At 69.6% G+C, this 22095-nt stretch carries 20 protein-coding genes; 11 read left to right on the top strand and 9 right to left on the bottom strand.

From position 1 onward, the window contains the following. Positions 1-26 precede the first annotated feature (26 nt). Positions 27-845, top strand: a complete 819-nt coding sequence (locus FE263_RS06590; protein WP_240759119.1) for a uracil-DNA glycosylase — start codon at positions 27-29, stop codon at positions 843-845. A 129-nt stretch (positions 846-974) separates the two neighbouring features. Next, entirely contained in the window at positions 975-2846 is a 1872-nt protein-coding gene (locus FE263_RS06585) for a transglycosylase SLT domain-containing protein (protein ID WP_138325171.1), read from the top strand. On the opposite strand, the gene FE263_RS06580 is transcribed toward FE263_RS06585, so the two are convergent. Next, positions 2821-3726: a DUF4436 family protein gene (locus FE263_RS06580; protein WP_138325170.1), complete on the bottom strand. Its 906-nt coding sequence runs from the start codon at positions 3724-3726 to the stop codon at positions 2821-2823. The two genes, FE263_RS06585 and FE263_RS06580, sit on opposite strands and share 26 nt — an antisense overlap. 218 nt (positions 3727-3944) lie before the next feature. Here FE263_RS06580 and FE263_RS06575 point away from each other — a divergent pair, with 218 nt between their 5' ends. The 7 genes from FE263_RS06575 (at position 3945) to FE263_RS06550 (ending at position 10802) form a co-directional block, all read left to right on the top strand. Next, positions 3945-5054 (top strand): substrate-binding domain-containing protein, encoded by a 1110-nt coding sequence (locus tag FE263_RS06575; protein WP_138325169.1) that lies wholly within the window; start codon positions 3945-3947, stop codon positions 5052-5054. Beyond that, positions 5051-6580 (top strand): sugar ABC transporter ATP-binding protein, encoded by a 1530-nt coding sequence (locus FE263_RS06570; protein WP_138325168.1) that lies wholly within the window; start codon positions 5051-5053, stop codon positions 6578-6580. The genes FE263_RS06575 and FE263_RS06570 overlap by 4 nt, the downstream gene beginning before the upstream one ends. Beyond that, positions 6577-7560, top strand: coding sequence for an ABC transporter permease (locus FE263_RS22380; RefSeq protein ID WP_205880298.1), 984 nt, complete (start codon positions 6577-6579; stop codon positions 7558-7560). The genes FE263_RS06570 and FE263_RS22380 overlap by 4 nt, the downstream gene beginning before the upstream one ends. Next, positions 7557-8555: an ABC transporter permease gene (locus FE263_RS22375; RefSeq protein WP_205880297.1), complete on the top strand. Its 999-nt coding sequence runs from the start codon at positions 7557-7559 to the stop codon at positions 8553-8555. Before FE263_RS22380 ends, FE263_RS22375 begins: the two co-directional genes overlap by 4 nt. 37 nt (positions 8556-8592) lie before the next feature. Beyond that, positions 8593-9048, top strand: a complete 456-nt coding sequence (locus FE263_RS06560) for a DUF4864 domain-containing protein (RefSeq protein ID WP_138325166.1) — start codon at positions 8593-8595, stop codon at positions 9046-9048. Continuing rightward, positions 9045-9734: a hypothetical protein gene (locus FE263_RS06555; protein ID WP_138325165.1), complete on the top strand. Its 690-nt coding sequence runs from the start codon at positions 9045-9047 to the stop codon at positions 9732-9734. Before FE263_RS06560 ends, FE263_RS06555 begins: the two co-directional genes overlap by 4 nt. A gap of 72 nt (positions 9735-9806) precedes the next feature. Beyond that, on the top strand, positions 9807-10802 hold the full coding sequence (locus tag FE263_RS06550; RefSeq protein ID WP_138325164.1) for a methyltransferase domain-containing protein: 996 nt from the start codon (positions 9807-9809) through the stop codon (positions 10800-10802). Here the strand turns inward: FE263_RS06550 and FE263_RS06545 are convergent. The 4 genes from FE263_RS06545 to FE263_RS06530 form a co-directional block, all read right to left on the bottom strand. Continuing rightward, positions 10795-11619 (bottom strand): FkbM family methyltransferase, encoded by an 825-nt coding sequence (locus tag FE263_RS06545; RefSeq protein ID WP_138325163.1) that lies wholly within the window; start codon positions 11617-11619, stop codon positions 10795-10797. The two genes, FE263_RS06550 and FE263_RS06545, sit on opposite strands and share 8 nt — an antisense overlap. A 23-nt stretch (positions 11620-11642) precedes the next feature. Next, complete coding sequence (locus FE263_RS06540; protein WP_138325162.1) at positions 11643-13007, bottom strand: DUF2142 domain-containing protein; 1365 nt, start codon at positions 13005-13007, stop codon at positions 11643-11645. Between the two features lie 87 nt (positions 13008-13094). Beyond that, positions 13095-13847, bottom strand: a complete 753-nt coding sequence (locus FE263_RS06535; RefSeq protein ID WP_138325161.1) for an SDR family NAD(P)-dependent oxidoreductase — start codon at positions 13845-13847, stop codon at positions 13095-13097. 152 nt (positions 13848-13999) lie between these two features. Then, positions 14000-14992, bottom strand: a complete 993-nt coding sequence (locus FE263_RS06530) for a LacI family DNA-binding transcriptional regulator (RefSeq protein WP_276611179.1) — start codon at positions 14990-14992, stop codon at positions 14000-14002. A gap of 154 nt (positions 14993-15146) precedes the next feature. Here FE263_RS06530 and FE263_RS06525 point away from each other — a divergent pair, with 154 nt between their 5' ends. Further along, positions 15147-16337, top strand: a complete 1191-nt coding sequence (locus FE263_RS06525; protein ID WP_138325159.1) for a phytanoyl-CoA dioxygenase family protein — start codon at positions 15147-15149, stop codon at positions 16335-16337. Between the two features lie 4 nt (positions 16338-16341). Here FE263_RS06525 and FE263_RS06520 read toward each other — a convergent pair whose 3' ends face one another. From FE263_RS06520 to hpnH, 4 genes are all read right to left on the bottom strand, one after another. Beyond that, positions 16342-16773 (bottom strand): GNAT family N-acetyltransferase, encoded by a 432-nt coding sequence (locus tag FE263_RS06520; protein WP_205880295.1) that lies wholly within the window; start codon positions 16771-16773, stop codon positions 16342-16344. A 14-nt stretch (positions 16774-16787) separates the two neighbouring features. Continuing rightward, on the bottom strand, positions 16788-17009 hold the full coding sequence (locus FE263_RS22035; RefSeq protein ID WP_171033963.1) for a hypothetical protein: 222 nt from the start codon (positions 17007-17009) through the stop codon (positions 16788-16790). 6 nt (positions 17010-17015) lie between these two features. Next, positions 17016-18305, bottom strand: a complete 1290-nt coding sequence (locus FE263_RS06515) for a hemolysin family protein (protein ID WP_138325158.1) — start codon at positions 18303-18305, stop codon at positions 17016-17018. Positions 18306-18414: 109 nt separating this feature from the next. Next, entirely contained in the window at positions 18415-19587 is a 1173-nt protein-coding gene (gene hpnH / locus FE263_RS06510; RefSeq protein WP_138325157.1) for an adenosyl-hopene transferase HpnH, read from the bottom strand. A gap of 392 nt (positions 19588-19979) precedes the next feature. Between hpnH and dxs the strand changes: the two genes are divergently transcribed. Further along, the gene (dxs, locus tag FE263_RS06505; RefSeq protein ID WP_138325156.1) at positions 19980-22094 is read left to right on the top strand and encodes a 1-deoxy-D-xylulose-5-phosphate synthase; all 2115 of its coding nucleotides are present in this window, start codon (positions 19980-19982) and stop codon (positions 22092-22094) included. Position 22095: the final 1 nt, after the last annotated feature.

Genomic DNA, 22095 nt, shown 5'->3' with positions numbered 1-22095 from the left:
AGAAAGCCGACGGAGTTTGCCGCCGCTTGCCACTCGACCTGACAGTCCCGGACATGCTTGCGCTGTTGCGTCTGCAGATCGAGTGGGGCGCCGACGAGGCGCTCGCCGATGACGCGATCGACCGGCTCGCCGCCCGGCCGGCGATCGACGTGCCGGCCCGGGCGCCGCTGTCCCGGCCGCCACTCGCCTCGACGGCGCCGGCGACCCAGGCCCGGGGACAGCTGTCGCGCGGCCAGGTCGCCCAGGCGCAGGCCGCAGCCGATGCTGCCGACAGCGTGCCGGCGCTGCTGGCGGCGATCCGCGACTTCACCGGCTGTCCACTGCGCGATACCGCCGGACACACCCTGCTGCCCGAGGGCGATCCCGGAAGCGGGCTGCTGCTGGTCGGCGAGATCCCCGACGCCGAGGAGGACCGCGCCGGGCATGCCTTCGCCGGTGCGCCCGGCGCGCTGCTCGATCGCATGCTCGGCAGCATCGGACTGGCGCGCGAGAACATGCTCCGTACGCCGCTGATCCCCTGGCGCCCCCCCGGGGACCGCAAGGTCAGCGCGCTCGAGCTCGCCACCTGCCTGCCCTTCCTGTTCCGGCTGGTCGCCCTGGCCCGGCCGCAGCGCCTGGTGCTGCTCGGCGTTCGCCCGACGCGGGTGTTCGCCGGTGAGGAACAGGCTCTGGCAAGGCTGCGCGGGCGTTGGCGCGAGGTCGCCGTCGCCGGGCTCGACACGCCGGTGCCGGTGCTGCCGATGCGCCATCCGTCGCACCTGCTCGCCAACCCGCTGGCGCGCCGGGAGGCCTGGCAGGACCTGTTGCTGCTGCGTACCACCCTGGATGCAGATCGATCACAGTAGCGTGACGCTGCCGTTGCCGTTGCTGGCAAAGTCCGGGTTGCACCGCCGGGGCGCATGGCTGCCAGTTTGAAATAGGATTGTTTGCCTCGGATCCTGCGACTAGGTCGCCCGGATGCCAGGGACACAGCTATGACGAACCGGGCCCGCGGGGCAGCGATGCTTGCCTCCGCTGCCATCCTGGCCGGCGCGGTCTGCACGCCGGTGCTGGCGCAGCGCCAGGACGACGCCCTGGTCCACGACGCTCCGCGGCGCCTCGATGCCGCCCCGGTGGAAGTGGCTTCCGCCAGCCTGCGTCTCTCCGGCGCAGGGCACGCCGTCGAGAGCATCCCGCTGCCTCGGCCGCTCGACCCAGTCGACGCCGCCCGCATTGCCCGCATCTTCGCGCTGCAGGGCGCCGGCGACCTGGAGCAGGCTGCCCGCGAGACGGCTCGACTTCACGACCGGGTCCTCGTGCCGGACATCCTTGCCGACCGCATGCTGCGCTCCGGCAGCCAGGCACGGGTAGCCGACGTGACGCAATGGCTGCGACGCTGGCCCGACCATCCGGACGCCCCGCGCCTGAAGCGTCTCCTCGTGGTGCAACTGCATCAGCGACCGGCGAACGACAACTCGCCGGGTCAGGTCGTCCCCACGCCGACCAGTACCCTCCCGTATCCCCTTGCGGAGGAGGCCGATCCGGCAGCGTTCATCCTCCGCCGCAACCGGCTGCTCGACCGCACGGTCCGCGAGCGGCTCCAGCAGGGACCCACGGGCGCCCGCAGCGCGCTGCGGCTGGTCCGTCAGACGAACTTCCCCGATCCGCTCTATGCCGCGATGCTGCGTGCCGAGATCGCCCGCACGCAGTTCGCGCAGGGTGAGACCGGCGATGCCCTGCGGACGGCGATGGCGGCGTCCGCAGGGTCCGATGGACGCATCGGCCTTGCCGGGTTCGTCGCCGGCCTCGCCGCCTGGCGGACCGGCGACCGTGCCGGCGCGACGCGTCGTTTCGAGCAGGCCTCCCGCGCCAAACTCACCGCCCCCGGCATCACCGCCGGGGCCGCCTTCTGGGCCGCGCGCGGTCATGCGGCCGCCGGAGACGCCGCCGAAGCACGCGGCTGGCTACGCGAGGCTGCCGCCTACAACCACACCTTCTACGGCCTGCTGGCGTCGCACCTGCTGGAAACGCCGGACGCCGACCCGGCGGCTGCGGCGCCTCGCGTGCTGGGTGAGGCCGATGTCGAGGCCGTCGCCGCCATGCCGGCGGGCCGGAGCGCCTTCGCCCTGCTGCAGGTCGGCCAGCCTGCCCGGGCCGAGGCGACGTTGCGCGCCATGCGGGGCAATGCGCCGCTCCGTGGTGCGGTGGCGCGGGTGGCATACGCTGCCGGCCTGACCGCCCTGGCGACGCAGATCGAGACCACCCTGCCTGCGCCCGGCGGCGCCGGCGGCGCGGACGTCGAACGGATCCACTCCCGCCTGCCGCGCCTGCAACCGCGCCACGGCTTCACGGTCGATCCCGCGCTGGTCTATGCGCTGGCCAGGGTGGAATCCAACTTCGACAACCGGGCGGTGTCGGGCGCCGGCGCGCACGGCCTGATGCAGGTGATGCCGGTCACCGCCCGCTTCATGCAGGACCAGGGCAGCCCCGCCCGGCATCGCGGCGGCAACCTCGCCAACCCCGCGGTCAACCTGGAACTTGGCCAGGACTACGTCATCTACCTGGCCGGACAGGATGGCGTGCGCAGCGACCTCATCCGCCTGCTGGCAAGCTACAATGCCGGGCCGAACGCACTGGCCAGCTGGCATATGGACAGCGAGGGCGGCGATCCGCTGCTGTTCATCGAGAGCCTGCCGAACTCCGAGACGCGCGACTTCGTGCACCGAACGCTGGCCTGGCTCTGGGTCTACGCCGCCCGCATGCAGCGGCCCTCGCCGTCACTGGACACCCTGGCCCAGGGCGGTTGGCCGCGCTTCGACGAGGAGCAACATACCCCCCGCCTCACTCCGGTGGCGCTGCCGCACTGACGTCTCGGCTCCGCTCCGGCTCCACATGCACCCAGCTCGCGACCACGATCGCCAGGGAGCAGACCGCGGCGACCTCGGCCCACAGGAAGACGAACAGGTCGGCGAATACCCCGAGCGGGGCGAAACCGGGCAACGCACCGCGCAGCGCTGGCAGCGCGAAGACGATCGCCGCCACCGCGCTCATCAGCGACGGATCCGGCCGGCGGCGGCGCAGATAGACCAGCGTGCCGATCGAGGCGGCACTGTAGGCCAGCACGATCATGCCGGCATAGCCGGCCAGCGCGAACGCCGTGAAGGCCTCGCTGCGCCGGATATCGAAGCGGATGCGCTCGCGCCCGTCGGCCTCGATGGCGATCCTGGTGCGCAGCCGGTAGCCGAGCACCCGCTGCCAGTCGATCAGGGTGATCGGCAATGCCACCGGCGTATTGCCCGGCACCGACGGCACCAGGAAGCAGCGCAGGGCCAGGGTGGCCCGGTAGCGGTCCAGCGGATAGTCGCTGATGTCGCCGCCATAGAGATCGAGCTCGATCGGCGTCGTCGGCGGCGGCTGGTGGACATGCACCTCGGTGCGTTCGCCAAGGCCGTCATGGGTCGTGAGCAGCACCAGGTTGCGGTCCGGGCTGGCCACGCCGTCCGGACCGGCGACCGGCTCGACCGTCAGCCGGACCTGCATGGCGTCGCGCACCGTGTCGACGCTCATCACCTCGAGATAGAGACGCACCGGACGCAGCGGTCCCGGGTGGGCGGCGAAGCTGCGCTCGGGCGGCAGGTCCAGGCGCTGCGAGCCAAGGAACAGCAAGACGTAGGTGACCAGCGCGACCGCAAGCGCCGCCAGCAGATGCAACGGCCGGCTGACGCGCAACGAGTGGAACGTCTGCATCTTCCGTGTGCTTCCAGAGGAGCCCCGGCTTCAGGCGGGCGCTGGACTTCAACCGTTACAACACCATGCAGGGCGAGCGGACGCAAACAGCCATGCAGCGGGCGATCATCATCGCCTGCCTCGTCGCGGTCCGCCCGATGGACAACCGGCCGCGGGCTACGGCAAGTTAGCGCAATCAAGCCGGTGTGCAGACCGGTCGTCTTCGGGGGAATGACAGGATGAAGATCTCGAACCTGGCCGCATGCCTGCTGGCAGGCGCCATGCTGGCGTCTGGCGCGATGCCGGCGAATGCCGCGACCTACGACCCGCAATGCTTCCGCGCCGCCGCCGCCGCCGGAGCCACGGTGCAGCTGCCGGCGAAGCACGGCCCGTATCGCATCGCCTTCGCCAACGGCTTCATCGGCAACGGCTGGCGGGTGCAGATGATCCAGACCCTGCGCGCCTATGCGGCCCAGCCGGACGTCGCCAAACAGATCAAGGAGTTGCGCATCGTCAGCGTCGGGACCGACGTGTCCGCGCAGATCGCGGCGATGGACAACTTCATCAACGCCGGCTTCGACGCCATCCTGATTGATGCCAACAGCCCGACCGCTTTCAAGCCGGTGCTGCGCCGCGCCCAGAAGGCCGGAGTGCTGATCGTGAGCTTCGACAACACCTTCGATCGCACCGGCAAGGAGACCAACCTGATCCAGGTCAACCAGGACCAGAGGGCGATGGGCCAGATGATGGGTGACTGGCTCAACTCGACCATGAAGGAAAAGAAGTCGGTGCTGGAAGTGCGCGGCGTGCCGGGCAACAGCGTCGACCGCGATCGCCACGAGGGCTTCCGGGCGGCGATGGCGAAGGATCCGGGCGTGCAGATCACCGAGGTGGTCGGCAACTGGGACGACGGCACCGGCCAGAAGGCAGTGGCCGACGCGCTCGCCGTGCATGGCAACTTCGACGGCATCTACACCCAGGGCGGCAGCATCGGCGTGACGCACGCGGTGATGGATGCGGGCAAGGGCTTCATCCCGATTGCCGGCGAAGGCGAGAACGGCTTCCGCAAGCTGATCGTGGCGCACGCCAACGACGGGCTGCTGGGCGACAGTGCCGGACAGTCGCCGGCGCTGGTCGCGGTGGCATTGAAGGCCGCCCTTGCCGCGCTCGATGGCCGCGCGCTGCCGCAGGAGATCGCGGTGCCGATCCCGGAGGCGAACTACAAGACGCTGGTCGCCGGCAAGACCTACTTTCCGGATGTCAGCGACACCTTCTTCGCCGCCAGCGACTTCCCGGTCTGCTCGATCAACCTCGGCGCCAAGGATATCCTGGGCGCCTCCGGCAAATGAGCGATCCGGTGCCGCTGCTCGAGTTGCGGCACGTCGTCAAGCGCTATGGCGCCGTCACCGCCCTCGCAGACGGCAACCTCGCCTGCGGGCGCGGGTCGATCCATGCGGTGCTCGGCGAGAACGGCGCCGGCAAGAGCACCCTGATCAAGGTGATCTCCGGCGTGGTGCAGCCGGACGAGGGCGAGATGCTGCTCGACGGCACGCCGGTGCGGTTCAGCAACCCGCTGGATGCGCAGGCGCGCGGCATCGTCTGCGTGTTTCAGGAACTCTCGCTGATCCCGGACCTGAGCGTCGCCGACAATATCGGCCTGGTTTCGCCACCACGCCGCTTCGGACTGATCGACGACCGCGCCCAGCGCCGGCGCGCCGAGCAGTTGCTGGCACGGGTCGGCGTCGAGGGCATCGATCCGCGCGCGCGGGTGCGGGACCTGCCGCTGTCGCGCCGGCAGATGGTCGAGATCGCCAAGGCGCTCGGCCGGGATCCGAAGCTGCTGATCCTGGACGAGGCGACCTCGGCGCTGACCTCGGAGGATGTCGGCCGCCTCAGCGACCTGCTGCTGCGGCTCAGGCGGGAGGGCATGTGCATCCTCTATATCTCGCACCGCATGCACGAGATCCGGGCACTTGCCGACACCTGTTCGGTGTTCACCAACGGCCGCCATGTCGCGAGCTTCGAGACACGCGCGCATGGCGAGGACGAGATCGTCCGCATGATGATCGGCCGCGAGGTGAGCCAGGTGTTCCCGCCACGTCCCGCCGCTCCCGCCACGCCGCTCGCGCCAGTGCTGAGCACGCACGACCTCGGCTGGGAAGACCGGCTGCGCGGCATCAGCCTCGCGGTGGCGCCGGGCGAGATCCTCGGGCTGGGCGGGCTCGACGGCCAGGGCCAGCGCGAGTTCCTGCTGGCGCTGTTCGGTGGGCTGGGCGGCTGCACCGGCGAGATCCGCGTCGACGGCAAGCCCGTCACGCCGGGCAGCCCGCTTGCCGCGAAGGCGGCGCCGCTCGGGATTGCGCTGATCCCGGAGGACCGCAAGACCGAGGGGCTGATGCTGGCGATGTCGGTCGCCGACAACCTGACCGCCGCCACGCTGTCGCGCTGGCGCCGTGGACCGCTGCTCGACCGGGCTCGCGAGAGGAGTGCCGTCGGCGACATCATCCGGCGCATGCAGATCAAGGCGGTGCCGTCCCTGCCGGTGGCGACGCTGTCGGGCGGCAACCAGCAGAAGGTGGTGATCGGCAAGTGGCTGCTGGACGAGCCGCGCATCCTGCTGCTGTGCGACCCGACGCGCGGCATCGATGTCGGCACCAAGCAGGAGATCTACCGCCTGCTGCGCGAACTTGCCGATGGCGGCTGCGCGATCCTGCTGTACTCGACCGACTACCACGAGCTGATCGGGCTGTGCGAACGGGTGGCGATCTTCTATGGCGGGCGCGTCGTGCGCACCCTCGAGGGCGACGGCATCACCGAGGAGGCGATCATCGCCAGCGCGCTCGATATCCATCCGACGACGCAGCCGGCCGCATGAACGGCTCCGACATCCGGCTGTTCGCCCGGCACAACGCCATCCCGCTGCTGGCCGGCGCAGTCTTTGCCGCAATGTTCGTGCTCTACCTCGCCCTGCAGCCACGCGGGGTCACCGTCGGCACTCTGGTGACGGCCTCGAACAAGGGCGTGCTGCTGGCGCTGATCGCCTGCGCGCAGACGCTGCCGGTGCTGACCGGCGGCATCGACCTGTCGGTGGGCGCCATCGCGGTGCTGGCGAACTGCCTGGCCTCCACCCTGCTTGGCGGCAGTGGCCTTTCACTGGTGGGCGGTGTCGCGGCGACGCTGGCGGCGGGTGCGCTGGCCGGCGGCTTCAATGCGGTCGCCGTGGTATGGGGCCGGCTGCAGCCGATCATCGCGACGCTTGCCACCAGCTCGATCTTCTACGGCATCTCGCTGCTGCTGCGTCCCGACCCCGGTGGCGACATCAACGACGACTTCGCCAGCGCCCTCACCGGCGACATCCACGGCATCCCGACCACGCTGATCATCCTGCTCGCCGTGCTGCTGCTGTTCTGGCTGCCGTTCCGCCGCACGCTGATCGGACGCGGCGTGTATGCGGTGGGCTCGGCGGAGGCGGCGGCCTACATGTCGGGCGTCCGCATCGCGCGCTCCAAGGCCTGCGCCTATGTGCTGAGCGGCGTGCTCGCCAGCCTCGCCGGGCTGCTGCTGACCCTGATCGCCGAGAGCGCGCAGGCCAGCGCGATCCAGGCCGGCGACCTCACGCTGAACGCCATCGCCGCGGTGGTGATCGGCGGCACCTCGCTGTTCGGCGGCATCGGCGGGCTGGTCGGCTCGGTGATCGGCGCCTTCATCCTGCGCACCATCGGCGACCTGCTGTTCGTGCTGGCCGCCTCGCCGCTCTGGCAGCCGCTGTTCCAGGGCCTGATCCTGCTCGCGGCGGTGAGCCTCGGCGCGATCCCGCTGCTGCGCAATCGCAACCGGCTGGAGAGCTTCCGGTGAGCGGCGCCCCTTCCCGCGCCCTTGCCACCCGGGCGGCCTTGGCCAGTCGCATCGACCTGCCGCTGTTCGCTTCAAGCCTCTGCATCCTGGCGATCCTGGCCATCGGCGCCGCGTTCAACCCGAGCGTGGTGTCGCCGCACTACCTGATCCAGCAACTGCAGAGCGCCGCGTTCCTCGGCATCGTCGCCTTCGGCGCCATGCTGGTGATCCTGCTCGGACATATCGACCTGTCGGTGCCCTGGACGGTCGCCGCCGCGGCCATGGTGTCCACCGGTCTCGCCGGGCAAGGCGGGGCGGGCGGCGGTGGCGGCGGCCTCCTCGCCCTGCCGATCGCGCTTGCCGTCGGCGCCGCGATCGGCTTCGTCAACGGCCTCGGCGTTGCCTACCTCCGTATCCCGTCGATGATCTTCACCCTGGGCGTGAATGCCGTGCTCCAGGGCCTGATGGTGCTCTATACCGGCGGCTCGGCACCGCCCTCGACCGCGCCGCCGATCGCGCGCGCGCTGTCCGGCGGCCACCTGATCCCGGGCGTCGCCAACGCCATCCCGATCTGGGCGCTGCTGGGCGTGCTGGTCACCGTGCTGCTGCGCGCCACCCCGTTCGGACGTGCGGTCTACGCGATCGGCAACCGCGAGCGCGCCGCCTACATGTCCGGCATGCCGGTGCGCCGCGTGGTGCTCGGCTGCTTCACGCTCGCCGGCTGCGCCAGCGCGCTCGCCGGGCTGCTGGTGACCGGCTATGCCGGCAAGGCCTACCAGGGGATGGGCGACATCTACCTGCTGCCGGCGATCGCCGCCGTGGTGCTCGGCGGCACCAGCATCATGGGCGGCCGCGGCCGGACCAGCGGCACCGTCGCCGGCACCATCCTGATCGTGCTGCTGCAGAGCATGCTGGCGGTGATGCAGATGCCGGATGCCGGCCGGCAGATCATCTATGGCATGGTGATCTTCGTAATGCTCTTGATCTACGGTCGCGGCCACGTGTTGCGGACTTGAAACGGCCGGCGGGCCCTGGCGGGAGGTTGGGTTGCGGATGCGCTGGACACTGGGGCTGCTCCTGCTCCTCGCCGCCCCCCCATCACTGGTCGCTCCGGGCCTGATCGCTCCGGCATGGGCCGACCCGGTTCCCGATGCCGACCGGGACGCCATACGCGGCGTCATCACCGCGCAGATCCAGGCCTTCAGGCGCAACGACGGACCTGCCGCCTACAGCTACGCCGCCCCCGGGATCCGCGCCCACTTCCCCGATGCGCCGCACTTCCTCGCCATGGTGCGCTCCGCCTACCCGTCGGTGTTCCGACAGCGTTCGTACAGCTTCGGCACGCTCGAACCCGATCCCGCGGAAGCCGGCATCCTGGTCCAGAAGGTCGTGTTCTTCGCGACCGACGGCGGCGCGTCGCAGGCCCTGTACTCGATGCAGCACGAGCCGGACGGGCGCTGGCTGATCGCCGGCTGCGCCCTGATCACCAACGGCCGCGTGGAGATGTGAGCGCGGGTCTGACCCCTGCGCGGCACGCAGGCGCCGTGCGGCATTCCCTGCTGTCGCGCGAGCCGGGCTGGCAGTTCAGCGTGATGCTGGCACTCGACGTGGTCATGCTGTTCGTCGCCGTTCCGGCGCTGACCGCCGGAGAGGTGGATCGCAGCCTGGTCTTCCTGCTGCAGTTCATCCTGGCGGCGATCGCCATCGGCCTGCTGGCGAAGTCGCCGTGGCTGCGCGGGGCGCTGGCGGCTTCGTTCGCGATCCCGCTGCTGGCGCGCCTGCTGCCCGGCCTGCTGCCGCAGGCGACGACGCTCACCATGGTGTTCGCCTACAACGTGCTGGTGACGGCGGCGATGGCGCGCGCGGTGTTCGGGCCCGGCGAAGTCAACCACCACCGGATTGCCGGCGCCATCTTCATCTATCTCAATGTCGGCCTGCTGTTCGCGGTGGCCTATACCGGATTGCAGCTTGCCATTCCCGGAGCGTTTTCCGGACTGGCGGATCACGCGCGGCCGCACCCATCGTCGATGATCCATCTCAGCTTCTCGACGATGACCGCAATCGGCAACAGCGGGATCACACCGCAATCGCCGTTTGCCGCCAGCCTGTCGGACCTGCAGACCATCGTCGGGCAGTTGTTCCCGGCCATCCTGCTGTCACGGCTCGTCGGGCTGCATGTTTCCCGAAGTCGCTAGGCGAATGGGGGTCGGTTGGTGTCGCCTTTCGAAATCAACTAGCGTCATGCCGGTCTGAAGGAGATCCGCGACTTGGATGCAGCAGCCGCAGCGGCCAGTTCCCTCGCCGATCTCCACAGCCGTCGCATGCATGCGCTTCTGGAGGGGCTCGATATCTCCGGCACCAGCGGGCTGGAGTTCGGCGCGCTGCATAATCCGATCATGCACAAGCCGACGGCCAGCGTCCTGTATGTCGACCATGTCGACACCCAGGCGTTGCGTGCGAAATACGCCGCGGACCCGAATGTCGATCCCGGCCGCATCGTGGCGGTGGACATCGTCTGGAACAGCGGCACGCTCGACAGCGCCTGCAACGGACGCCGCTTCGACTATGTCGTGGCGTCGCACGTGATCGAGCACATACCCGACCTGGTCGGCTGGCTCGGGCAGTTGAAATCCGTGCTGCGCCCGTCCGGCACGGTGCGGCTGATCATTCCGGACCGTAACTACTGCTTCGATTACCGCCGCGAAACCAGCTCGGCGGCGGATGCGATCCTGGCCGCCCGGGACGGCATCATGATGCCCGGACCGAGGCAGATCCTCGACTTCATGCTGCAGTATGCGCCGCGCGACGTGGGCGAGGCCTGGCGCGGCCAGCCGGGCTCGGATCCGCTGCCGACCCGCCAGAACTACGACTGGGCGATTGCCACCGCGGAGGACGCGGTGTCGAACGGCGCCTATCATGACGTGCACTGCTGGGTGTTCACGCCGCTGGCGTTCGCTCGCCTGATGCGCCAGCTGGCCACATACGGGCTGATCGGTTTTGCCTGCACGCGATGCACCGCGACCGCCGAAGGCAGCCTCGACTTCTTTGTCCACCTGATGGCGACCGACGATGCAGGCCTGATCGCCGACAGCTGGAACTGGGCGGTCGCGCAGCATCAGCCGCAACCCGCAGATCTGCCCCGCCAGGACTTTCACGACCGGGAGCTTGTCGCACGGCTGAAGGCCGAAATCTCTGCGCTGCGCGCTTCGACGAGCTGGCGCGTGACGGAGCCGTTGCGCCGCCTCGTGACACGCTTCAGATAAGAGCTGCCAGCGCCTCGAAGGCCTGGATCTTCTCCACCGGAACCAGGGCCTGGTTCCAGGCCTGCATGTCGAATTCGAGTTCGGCGCTGCGGACGGCAGGTCCCTTGGCCTGCAGCCGGTACGGAACATAGCGGCTGGCTGCCACGAAGCGGTTCAGCCAGACGAAATCCGCCGCCTGCAGAACCTCGAGGAAGATCACCGGGCGATAGAGCCGGACGATCCAGCGCGCTCCCTTCAGGACCGCCGCCTCATGGCCCTCGACATCGATCTTGATGACCGAGACTTTCCTCCAGCGATAGCCGGACAGAAGCAGCGCGCGGTCGAGACGCCTGACCGGCACCGTATCCTGCCTGATGTGGCTCGACTTGAAATGCGGGTTCAGCGACGCGCTGGTCTCGACCAGGCCGTGATCGTCGGGCGGGATGTAGAGGTTCGCCGATCCGTTGCGGTCACCGATCGCCTGCCCGGAGAGGCGCACACGAGCGGCCACCCCGTTGAGGTCGGCGTTCCTCTGCGCGATCGCCCGGATCGCCTCGACCGGCTCGAAGGCAAGCACCCGGCTGCGCACCTCGGCGCTCGCCGCAAGCAGCGTGTAGAAGCCGGTGTTGCACCCGACATCCATGAACAGGCCGGGCCAGCGCCGGACCGCGGCCACCAGGAATTCCGGCAGTGGACGCTCGAACTCCGTCCAGCCGTGCTCCTCGACGCTGTTGGCGATCTGGTCGTGCCGGCCGCTGTTGTCGAACTTCAGCACCAGGTCGGGCCGGCTGCTCGATGCGCGCGTCCGCTTCCCGCCTTCGGCATCCCGGTGATCCATGAGGCGAAGGTTCCTTTGCAGGCCTACAGGTAGTAGCGCCACACGATCGCCCGCACCACGAGGGCGATGGAGAAGGCCGGGACGATGCACAGCACGATCCGGATCGTCGCGCGGAGCCTTGAGGCCGGCATGCGCAGGCGTGGCAGCACCAGCGGCGACAGCAGGGCCAGCGGCAGGAAATACCGCCCCTGCACCCCCTCGATGAACCGGGCGCCGGTGGGGGTCCAGCTCAGATACTGGAAGAACAGGATCGCGAGGCAGGCAGCCGCGATGCAGCACGCCACGGCCAGGCGTACCCGTCCCGGCAGGGCCGGCAGCTCCTGCGGACAGCTCGAGGCGAGTGCTGCAAGCAGCACCGCACCCGCCGCCGCATAGTACGGCAGCGGCAACGGCGTATCGAGCCAGCCCAGCACGCCGATGAACTCGCGTCCCCAGTTCAGCCCCGCATGGACATCGTCCGCGATGCTGTTGGCGACCACTTCGGGAAACCGCCAGGGGGCTGCACCGAGCGCATGCAGCTGGCGCGATATCGCGACGGCCGAAGCCGGGAGCTGGCTCCAATGGCGCGCGACCACCGACCAGCACACCGTCGGCAGGATGACGGCGGCGAAGGCGGCCAGTCGGCGGCGCATCGAAAGCGCCGGCGGCGCAAGCAGGATGCAGGCGACCGGCAGGTAGGGCGGTCGCGCCATCAGGACCAGGGCGAGTGCGAGGCACGCCACGACCAGGCCCCGTCCCTGATGGCGAAAGACGGCCCGCAGCCGGCTGGCGGCGAGCGTCGCCAGGGCGATCATCGGACCGTCCTGCGACACCGACGCGAACAGGGCGAGCGGCATCGGCAGGCACAGCAGGGTGAACAGGAACGGCGCCATCTCCCCGGCCCCGGCGATCGCCAGGACGGCGATCGCGATGCTGGACGCACCGGCCACCAGGCGCGCAAGCGCCAGCGTGCGGGGCACCGAGAGCCTGGTGATGCGGCCCACATCGATGGCGATCGCCGCCGGCCCATACAGCACCGGCGGGTAGATCGCGGTGTTCGGGAACGGCACCTTGCCGCGCCCCGCCGGCTTCCAGGCGATGGCGCCGGCCGCGTCCAGCATCGGCCTGTTGACCTTGTGCTCCGGATGGAACCTGATGCCGTCGAACAGCGCGCCTGCGGCCGGGATTGCCCGGTCGATCCGGCCACCGGTGGAGCCGTCCGGTGTCGCGGTCGCCACCAGGGCGCCCAGTGCCACCTGGTCGGCCCGCTCGAACTGGGTGAGTTCGTCGGCGGCCTGGAACGGCGGCATCAGCAGCGCGAGGACGATCACCGCCATCGTCGCGTAGGCGCAGAACAACGCCGCCAGCAGGTCCGGGCGCTTCGACAGGGTGCCCAGGGACATGGCCATCCGTTCAACCTCGACAGCAACCCTGCCGGCGCAGGGCTGGCCAGGATAGCCCGAACGCCATCACGGCCGACAGGCGGGCCGGGCCTGCTACATGCCGTTGCCGCCGGCGACCAGCAGGCACTCCCCGGTTATCCAGCTCGCCTCGTGCGAGGCAAGGAAGGCCACCGCGTTGGCGATGTCCTCGGGCTGCCCGGCGCGGCGAAGCGGCGTGCTGGCCACCGTGGTGGTCTCGAACTCACCGCCGGCGAGACCGCCGGACACCGTGCCTTCGGTGATCACGAAGCCCGGGTTGATGCCGTTGACCCGTATCCCGCGCGGCGCGAGTTCCTTTGCCAGCGAGCGGGTGATCGCATCCACCGCCCCCTTGGTGCCGACATAGACCGAGGCGCCCGGTGGGGCGAGCGTGCTCACCACCGATCCGATATTCACCACGCTGCCGCCCGACGACGGGAACAGCGCCAGCGCGGCCTGCGTCGCCAGCAGCACGCCGAGCACGTTGGTGTCGTAGTGGCGCCGGAAGTCCGGCACCGAGACGGTTTCGAGCGGGCCGAAACCATAGACGCCCGCGTTGTTGACCAGGACGTCGACGCGGCCGTATCGCTCCCGGACCGTCTCGAACAGCCGGGCCATATCGTCCTCGCTCGCCACGCTGGCCGCGATCGCGACCGCCTTGCCGCCGGCGGAGACGATGCGGTCCACCACCAGGTCGGCGCCTTCCCGGCTGGAGGCGTAGTTGACGACGACGACGGCGCCTTCCGCTGCAAGCCGTTTCGCGATGCCGGCGCCGATGCCTTTCGATGCGCCGGTGACGACGGCGATGCTGTCCGTGAACCTTGCCATGACGACCAATCTCCAGGTTGCGGCGCTCGCACAGCCAGAAGCGAGCCGGGCATCGCGAGCCGCCGTCGGCAGCACGTGGTCGGTGGCAGGGTGATCCGGAAGCCACGGAAAGTACTCAGGCGCCGGGCCGATGCGGCGCAGTTGCAACCCTCTCAGACAGTCTCGGGGAGATTGTACGGCGTCGCGATCTGCACCCCGGAGCGCGGCGCGGACGTTGCCGCCGGCAGGGCGCGGTGGGCGCGCATGATCTGCTGGCAGGCAGCGCGCATGTCCTGGCGCAGGTCGTGATGCAGCACCGCGCTCAACCTGCCGGCGTGCAGCAGCGCGATATTCTCGGCATCGAGATCGTGACCGATGAAGACGCGACAGCAGCGGCCGGCAGCCACGAAGGCGTCCAGCAGCGCCGTGTTGCCGCCCCCGATTGAATAGACCGCCTCGATCCCCGGGTGCCGGGCAAGCGCCGCGCGGGCGAGCAGGCCGGTCTCGCCATGGTTGCCGTGTCCCTCGGTGATCGTCACGATGCCGGGAGGCGGACGGCGGCGGCCGATGGCGTGCCGGAAGCCGGCCTCGCGCTCCTCCTCGCCGTGGAAAAGGTTGCTGCTCAGGCTGACCAGGATCTCCGCCGGCGCGTCGCCGAGCCACTCGCCGAGCAGGTAGGCGGCGGTCTCGCCGGCAATGCGGTTGTCGATGCCGACATAGGCGGTGCGGGGTGACGCCGGCAGGTCGGTCACCAGCGTCACCACCGGGATACCGGCCCGCGCCAGGGCAGCAACGGATGCGACGATCGCCTCGTCGTCGCGAGCCTTGAGCAGCACGCCGTTGCTGCCGCGGAGCGCGATGCGTTGCAGCATCGATGCCATCCCGGCAGCCGGCATGGTCTCGTGCGTCTGGTAGCGGCAACGGAACAGGGCGGGGTGCAGGCCCGGCAACTCCGCCTCCAGCGCCGCGCGCACCGCCTCGGTGAACCGCGGCGGCGCTTCCATCACGATGTCGATGATGAACTTGCGTCCGGCGAGGCCGAGCTGCGTGCTCTGCCGGTCGAGTTCGCGCAGCGCCTGCTCGACCCGGCGCGCGGTATGGGCGCGCACGCCGGGACGGTGGTTCAGCACCCGGTCCACGGTGGCCTCGCTCACCCCGGCCTGCAGGGCGATATCCTTGACCAGGTAACGGTTCGACAGGATACGCCTCCGCGAGCAGGGCGGTCAGTCTGATGGTTTTCTGAGGGATTGCCGAGGGGCGGAACGGGGTCCTGCGGACGTATGGCTCGACAACCGCGAACGAGCGCCAGGAGCAGACGCCATGGAAACCGAACTTGCCGGGAACCGCCGCCGCCGTGGCTGGCTGCGGGAGACAGATTGCGACATCGAGGAGTTCGCACGCCAGCAATCGCGTATCACCGAGGCCGCCGACTATCCGCATGCCATCGAGATCGCCGGCAACGTGCCGGTGTATGACGGCGACCTCGTCCGCCGCGCCGCCGGCAAGCCGCAGGCAAGACAGGCGCTGCAGGCCGAATGGGCGGAGGCGATGACCGCCGGTCCCGGCATCGTCGCCTTGCGGAGCGCCTTCGCCGATCACGGGGTGATCGACGCCGCCACCGTCCGCTTCGACGAGATGATCGCGGAGGAGCGCGCGGCCGGTCGCGTCGCCGCCGATCACTTCGCCAAGCCCGGCGCCAATGACCGGGTCTGGAACGCGCTGGAGAAACTGTGCCTGCGGGACCCGGCGCTGTTCGCGGCCTACTACGGCAACGACGCCATCGCGATGATCAGCGAGGCCTGGCTCGGGCCGGCGTACCAGGTCACGTCGCAGGTGAACTGCGTCAATCCCGGTGGCGCAGCACAGTCGCCGCATCGCGACTACCATCTCGGCTTCCAGTCGCCGGCGGAGATCGAGCGCTATCCGGCGCATGTGCACCGGCTGTCGCCGCTACTCACACTGCAGGGAGCGGTGGCGCATTGCGACATGCCGCTGGAGAGCGGGCCGACGCTCTACCTGCCCTACTCGCAGGGCTACGAGGCGGGCTATCTCGCCACCGGCAGGCCGGAGTTCCGTGCCTGGTTCGAGGCCCACCATGTCCAGCTGCCGCTGCGCAAGGGCGATGCGGTGTTCTTCAACCCGGCGCTGTTCCATGCCGCCGGGCACAACCGCTCGGCCGGTATCAGGCGCATGGCAAACCTGCTGCAGGTCTCGTCCGCGTATGGACGGGCGATGGAGACGGTCGACCGCACCCGAATGAGCCATGCGCTGTATCCGGCGCTGCTTTCCCTGCGCACCGCCGGCGCACTGTCCGACCGCGAGGCCGCCCATGCGGTCGCGGCCTGCGCCGACGGCTACGCCTTCCCGACCAACCTCGATCGCGATCCGCCGGTCGGCGGGCTGGCGCCGGAAAGCCAGGCGGCGCTGATGCTGCGCGCGCTGTCGGCGGGCTGGACCGCTGCCGCCTTCGACGAGGCGCTCGATCGCCAGGCGGGCAACCGGCTGAGCTGAGCGCTCAGCCGCCTTTCCGCAGCGGGCGCCGGTAGCGCAGGCCGGCGCCGGTGAACCCGTTCGCCAGGCAGAAGGCGTCGAGATCGGGCTGATCCCCGGACACGGCCATGTCCAGAGTGTCACAGCCGGCGGTGCGGGCCGCCTGCGCCGCCGCCTTCAGCAGCAACCGGCCGATGCCGCGCCGGCGCTCGTCCGGCGCGACCAGGAGCAGGCTGATCCCGGCCTGTGGCGCCGGCGACAGCAGCGTGCGATGCCAATGCACCACAACGACGCCGCTGGGCGGTCCCCAGGCCAGCGCAACCAGGGCGGTTCCGGTCGATTGACGGATTGCCTCCAGGCGCTGTGCGACCTCGTGCGGCGGCAGGCTGATGCCCACCTGGGCGAGCAGCTCGGACAGGCCGGCCGCCTCCTGCGCTCCGGCGGCGCGGATCTCCATGCCGTAGCGGTTGCTCAGGCGGACGCCCTCGCCGATGCGAACACCACGCCGGGCATGCCGGAGCCGGTCGCGGACAGGCGGTCGTGACCGGACGCTGCCATTCCGCACACAGGGGGGGCGGGCAAGCCGGACCGGCCGGCACCGGACGCAGGCGCCTCGTCCGGACCGAAGGCCAGCAGCTCGACCCGGACGAACCTGCCGTCATCATGCATCGCGACAAGCTTTCGGAGGGTCACCGAAGATCAGTTCTCCGCCAGCTTGGTCCGGCTGGCGCGCACCCGCTGGACGCGGCGGCCATCCATTTCCACCACCTCGAACATCCAGCCCGAGAAGGCCACCTTGTCGCCGACCGCCGGCACCCTGCGCAGCAGGGCGAGGATCAGGCCTGCCAGTGTGTGGTAGCTGCCCTCCGCCGGCAGGTCGCCCAGCAGCAGCCGGTCCTTCACCTCGTCGGCGGCGAGCGTGCCATCGAGGCTGACGACGCCGTCGTGCACATGCGTCGGCACCGGCTTGGCGCCCGGCTCGGCATGGTCGCCGACGATGGCGGCGAATACGTCGGCGCTGGTGACGATGCCCTCGAAGCTGCCGTACTCGTCGAGCACCAGCAGCAGCCCGATCGGCAGCCCGCGCAACCGCTCCAGCGCATCGAAGGCGCTGATCGTCTCGGGCACAACCTGCGGCGCGCGCATCAGGGCGTCCACCGAAAGCTCGTGGCCGTCGAGCATCAGGTCGAGCGCGTCCTTGACCAGGATCACGCCGACCGGGTTGTCGACATCGCCGTCACAGACCACCAGACGGGTATGGATGCCGGTCTTCAGGGCCGCCACGATCTCCTCGCGGCCGGCCTGGCGCTCGAGCCACGACAGCTCGTTGCGCGGCGTCATGATGGCGCGCACCGGCCGGTCGGCGAGGCGGAGCAGCCGCTCGATCATGTTGCGCTCCTCGTGCTCGAACACCCCGGCCTGGGCGCCCTCGGCGAGCACGGCGCGCAATTCCTCCTCGGTCACCGTCTGGCGCGGCTCGCGCCTGATGCCGGCCAGCCGCAGCACCAGCGAGGAGGATCGGCTGAGCAGCCATACCGCCGGTGTGGCGACGCGCGACAGCACCACCAGAGGCAGCGCCAGCCTCGCCGCGATGACCTCGGGTCGACGCAGCGCAAGTTGCTTGGGGACCAGCTCGCCGAGCACCAGCATCAGGGCGGTGATGACGATGACCACCAGCGTCAGCGCCAGCTGGTTGGCGAACGGCCGCAGCACCGCTACACGCTCCAGGTAGGGCGTCAGCGAGGAGGCGATGCGAGCGCCGCCGAAGGTGCCCTCGATGATGGAGACCAGGGTGATGCCGACCTGGACGGTCGGCAGGAAACGCTGCGGGTCCTCGGCCAGCTTGCGGGCACGGTCGGCGCCCGGCACCCCGCGACGCTCCAGCACGGCGAGCCGGGGCCGCCGGGCCGAAATCAGCGCCAGCTCCCCCATGGCGAAGACGCCGTTGAGCAGCACCAGCAGCAGGACGAGAAAAACGGAGAACAGCATGTCCGCATCCTATGGGTGCGGGCAGCTTCAGGCCAGCAAGTGGGCACCGGTTGGCGAGGCGCCCCGTCCTGTGGGGCGCCTCATCCTGCGGAGCCGCGCCCCGGCCAGATCAGTCGGCGGCGTCGGCGGTCTCGGAGGCGACGCGCTTGACCACCGGAGCCTTGGCCGGCTTGCGCGCCTTGATCTCCTCCATGGCCTCCTCGACGTGCTTGCTGAACACGTATTCCGCCGGGCGCTGGTTCGCGAGCGAGATCTCGGGCGCCATCTCGCCTTCGGTCTGCGGGCCCTTCAGCGCCACCTTGAGGATGTGCAGCGGACGCTTCACGGCGTCCATCACGGCGGTGGACTCGTAACCGGAATGCACCATGCAGTCGGCGCACTTCTCGTAGTTGCCGGTGCCGTACTGCTCCCAGGCGGTGTCGTCCATCAGCTCCTTGAAGCTCGACGCATAGCCCTCGCCGAGCAGGTAGCAGGGGCGCTGCCAGCCGAACACGTTGCGCAGCGGCTTGCCCCACGGGGTGCAGTGGTAGGTCTCGTTGCCGGCCAGGAAGTTCAGGAACAGCGGCGACTGTGTGAACTTCCACTTCTTCCCCTTGCCGTAGCGGAAGATGTCGCGGAACAGCTGCTTGGTCTTCTGGCGGTTCAGGAAGTGGGCCTGGTCGGGCGCACGCTCGTAGGCGTAGCCGGGGGCGGTCATGATGCCGTCCACACCCATCGCCATCACCTCGTCGAAGAAGTCGGCGACCCGCTTGGGGTCGGCGCCATCGAACAGGGTGCAGTTGATCGAGACCCGGAAGCCGCGCGCCTTCGCCTTCTTGATGGCGGACACCGCGCGATCGAACACGCCGTCCTGGCACACCGACTGGTCGTGCATGGTCTGGTCGCCGTCGAGATGCACGTCCCAGGAGAAGTATGGATGCGGCTGGTAGTCGTCCATCTTCTTCTCGAGGAGCAGCGCGTTGGTGCACAGGTACACGTACTTCTTGCGCGCCAGCAGGCCGCTGATGATCTGCGGCATCTCCTTGTGCAGCAGCGGCTCGCCACCGGCGACCGCGATCACCGGTGCGCCGCACTCGGTGTCGGCGTCCAGGCACTCCTGGACCGACAGGCGCTGGTTCAGGATCGGAGCCGGGTAGTCGATCTTGCCGCAGCCGGCGCAGGCGAGGTTGCAGCGGAACAACGGCTCCAGCATGAGCACCAGCGGGTAGCGCTTGCGTCCCGACAGGTGCTGCTTGACGACATAGGCGCCAACTCTCACTGCCTGCATCAACGGTACGGCCATTCGAACTCCGCTCCTGTGCCGGCGCGCATGGCCGGACTGCTGGCGGCACCGGGGCCCCGGGCGCGACAGCATTGTTAACCCAGTCTAGGTAGGACAGTGTCTTGGTAAGTCGATCGGTGTAAGTCCGGGCTCGTTCTTAAACTAGGGGTGCGGCGTCTCACAATCACCGGCAATCCAGATGGCACACAGGGGTCTGTGGCAATACCGCAACAGTATTCCAGGCGTGTCTGGCAAAACCAGGGTGGTTGTGTCTAGAAACGCTATCGGACATCGCTCGAATCCGGTGCCAGAACGTTGGCCAGAACCGAATGGCAGCTTCACGAACGAACGGAATGGCCGGGCTGGATACGGTGTTTGACATGATAACTGCGGGCACGAGAGGGAACTGACCGATGGACCACAAGCACCCCGCGACACCCTCTCCCGGCGCCGCGTCCCCTGCTTCCGGCCACGCTCCTCAGGACCGCACCCCGCGTGACGGCAAGCTGCGTCCGGTCGAAAGCGGCGTGGGTCGCAACGCCGACGGCAGCCCGCGTACCCCCCTGCTCGACCGCATCCGCTCCCCGTTCGACCTGCGCAACCTGTCCGCCGAGCAGCTCGCCCAGGTCGCCGACGAGCTGCGCGCCGAGACGCTGGACACCGTGTCGACCACCGGCGGGCACCTCGGAGCGTCGCTGGGGGTCGTCGAGCTGACCGTCGCCCTGCATGCGGTGTTCGATACCCCGCGCGACCGGCTTATCTGGGACGTCGGCCACCAGACCTACCCGCACAAGATCCTGACCGAGCGCCGCCACCGCATCCGCACGCTGCGCCAGCCAGGCGGCCTGTCCGGCTTCACCCGCCGTTCCGAGAGCGAATACGACCCGTTCGGCGCGGCGCACTCATCGACCTCGATCTCGGCCGGCCTCGGCATGGCCACCGCGCACGACCTGCTGGCGCACGAGGACCCGGCGCTGAAGGACCGGCACGTCATCGCGGTGATCGGCGACGGCGCCATCTCCGCCGGCATGGCCTACGAGGCGATGAACAACGCAGGCTCGTCCGGCGCCCGCCTGATCGTGGTGCTGAACGACAACGAGATGTCGATCGCACCGCCGGTCGGTGCCATGAGCAACTACCTGTCGCGGCTGATGTCGTCGCGTTCGTTCCTGAACCTGCGCGACTTCGCCGGCCGCGTCGCCAAGCGGCTGCCGCAGCCGATCGAGCGCACCGCCAAGCGCGCCGACGAATTCGCCCGCGGCATCCTGACCGGCGGCACGCTGTTCGAGGAACTCGGCTTCTACTACGTGGGTCCGATCGACGGCCACAACATGGACCACCTGCTGCCGATCCTGCGCAACCTGCGCGAGGCCGACGAAAAGGGTCCGGTGCTGCTGCACGTGATCACCCAGAAGGGCCGCGGCTATGCGCCCGCCGAGGCGTCCGGCGACAAGTTCCACGCGGTATCGAAGTTCAACGTCGTCACCGGAGAGCAGACCAAGGCTCCTCCCGGACCGCCGACCTACACCTCGGTGTTCGCCCAGGGCCTGCTGGCCGCCGCCGAAGCCGACCCAAGGATCGTGGCGATCACCGCCGCGATGCCCTCCGGCACCGGGCTGGAGAAGTTTGCCAAGAAATATCCCGACCGCTTCTTCGACGTGGGCATCGCCGAGCAGCATGCGGTCACCTTTGCCGCGGGCATGGCGACGGAGGGCATGAAGCCGTTCTGCGCCATCTATTCGACCTTCCTGCAGCGCGCCTACGACCAGGTCGTGCATGACGTGGTGCTGCAGAACCTGCCGGTGCGCTTCGCCATCGACCGCGCCGGGCTGGTGGGAGCCGACGGCGCCACCCATGCCGGCTCGTTCGACCTCAACTACCTCGGCTGCCTGCCGAACATGACCATCATGGCGCCGTCCGACGAGCTCGAACTGCTGCACATGACGGCGACTGCCGCCGCCTACGACGCCGGCCCGATCGCCTTCCGCTATCCACGCGGCAATGGCAGCGGCCTGGTGTTGCCGGCTGCCGGCGAGATCATCGAGATCGGGCGTGGCCGGGTGCTGCGCGAGGCAGGCCGGCAGAGCGGCCGCGAGAAGGGCGGCATCGCGCTGCTCAGCCTCGGCACCCGCCTGGACGACGTGCTGCGCGCCGCCGACGAGCTGGCCGCCCGCGGCCTGCCGCCGACGGTGGCCGATGCCCGCTTCATGAAGCCGCTCGACACCGCCCTGATCGAGCAGCTGGCCCGCAACCACGCCGTGCTGATCACGGTTGAGGAAGGTGCGGCGGGCGGCTTCGGCGCCGCGGTCATGCACCACCTTGCCCATACCGGCCTGCTCGACAACGTCCGGTTCCGGCCGATGACGCTGCCCGACACCCTGATCGACCACAACACGCCGGCGGCACAGATCGCCGAAGCCGGCCTCTCCCCGCGTCATGTCGTCAGGATGGCGCTTCGTGCCCTTGGGGTGCCCGACGAGGCGGCGGAGGGGTTGTCGGTAGGACGCTCCGGCCCGACATCGTACTGAT

The sequence above is a fragment of the Lichenicoccus roseus genome, assembly GCF_005844085.1.
GTDB classification, from domain to species: Bacteria; Pseudomonadota; Alphaproteobacteria; order Acetobacterales; family Acetobacteraceae; genus Lichenicoccus; species Lichenicoccus roseus.
Note: the sequence above shows the minus strand (reverse complement) of the source record. Positions and strands in the feature narration are given on the sequence as shown.

Coding starts and splice junctions, on each gene's coding strand:
- FE263_RS06540 (WP_138325162.1), bottom strand. CDS start 13,007: ATGGCCATGTCCCTGGGCACCCTGTCGAAGCGCCCGGACCTGCTGGCG.
- dxs (WP_138325156.1), top strand. CDS start 19,980: ATGGACCACAAGCACCCCGCGACACCCTCTCCCGGCGCCGCGTCCCCT.
- FE263_RS06580 (WP_138325170.1), bottom strand. CDS start 3,726: ATGCAGACGTTCCACTCGTTGCGCGTCAGCCGGCCGTTGCATCTGCTG.
- FE263_RS06545 (WP_138325163.1), bottom strand. CDS start 11,619: ATGGATCACCGGGATGCCGAAGGCGGGAAGCGGACGCGCGCATCGAGC.
- FE263_RS06535 (WP_138325161.1), bottom strand. CDS start 13,847: ATGGCAAGGTTCACGGACAGCATCGCCGTCGTCACCGGCGCATCGAAA.
- FE263_RS06520 (WP_205880295.1), bottom strand. CDS start 16,773: ATGGAGATCCGCGCCGCCGGAGCGCAGGAGGCGGCCGGCCTGTCCGAG.
- FE263_RS06560 (WP_138325166.1), top strand. CDS start 8,593: ATGCGCTGGACACTGGGGCTGCTCCTGCTCCTCGCCGCCCCCCCATCA.
- hpnH (WP_138325157.1), bottom strand. CDS start 19,587: ATGGCCGTACCGTTGATGCAGGCAGTGAGAGTTGGCGCCTATGTCGTC.
- FE263_RS22380 (WP_205880298.1), top strand. CDS start 6,577: ATGAACGGCTCCGACATCCGGCTGTTCGCCCGGCACAACGCCATCCCG.
- FE263_RS06570 (WP_138325168.1), top strand. CDS start 5,051: ATGAGCGATCCGGTGCCGCTGCTCGAGTTGCGGCACGTCGTCAAGCGC.
- FE263_RS06585 (WP_138325171.1), top strand. CDS start 975: ATGACGAACCGGGCCCGCGGGGCAGCGATGCTTGCCTCCGCTGCCATC.
- FE263_RS06525 (WP_138325159.1), top strand. CDS start 15,147: ATGGAAACCGAACTTGCCGGGAACCGCCGCCGCCGTGGCTGGCTGCGG.
- FE263_RS06515 (WP_138325158.1), bottom strand. CDS start 18,305: ATGCTGTTCTCCGTTTTTCTCGTCCTGCTGCTGGTGCTGCTCAACGGC.
- FE263_RS06575 (WP_138325169.1), top strand. CDS start 3,945: ATGAAGATCTCGAACCTGGCCGCATGCCTGCTGGCAGGCGCCATGCTG.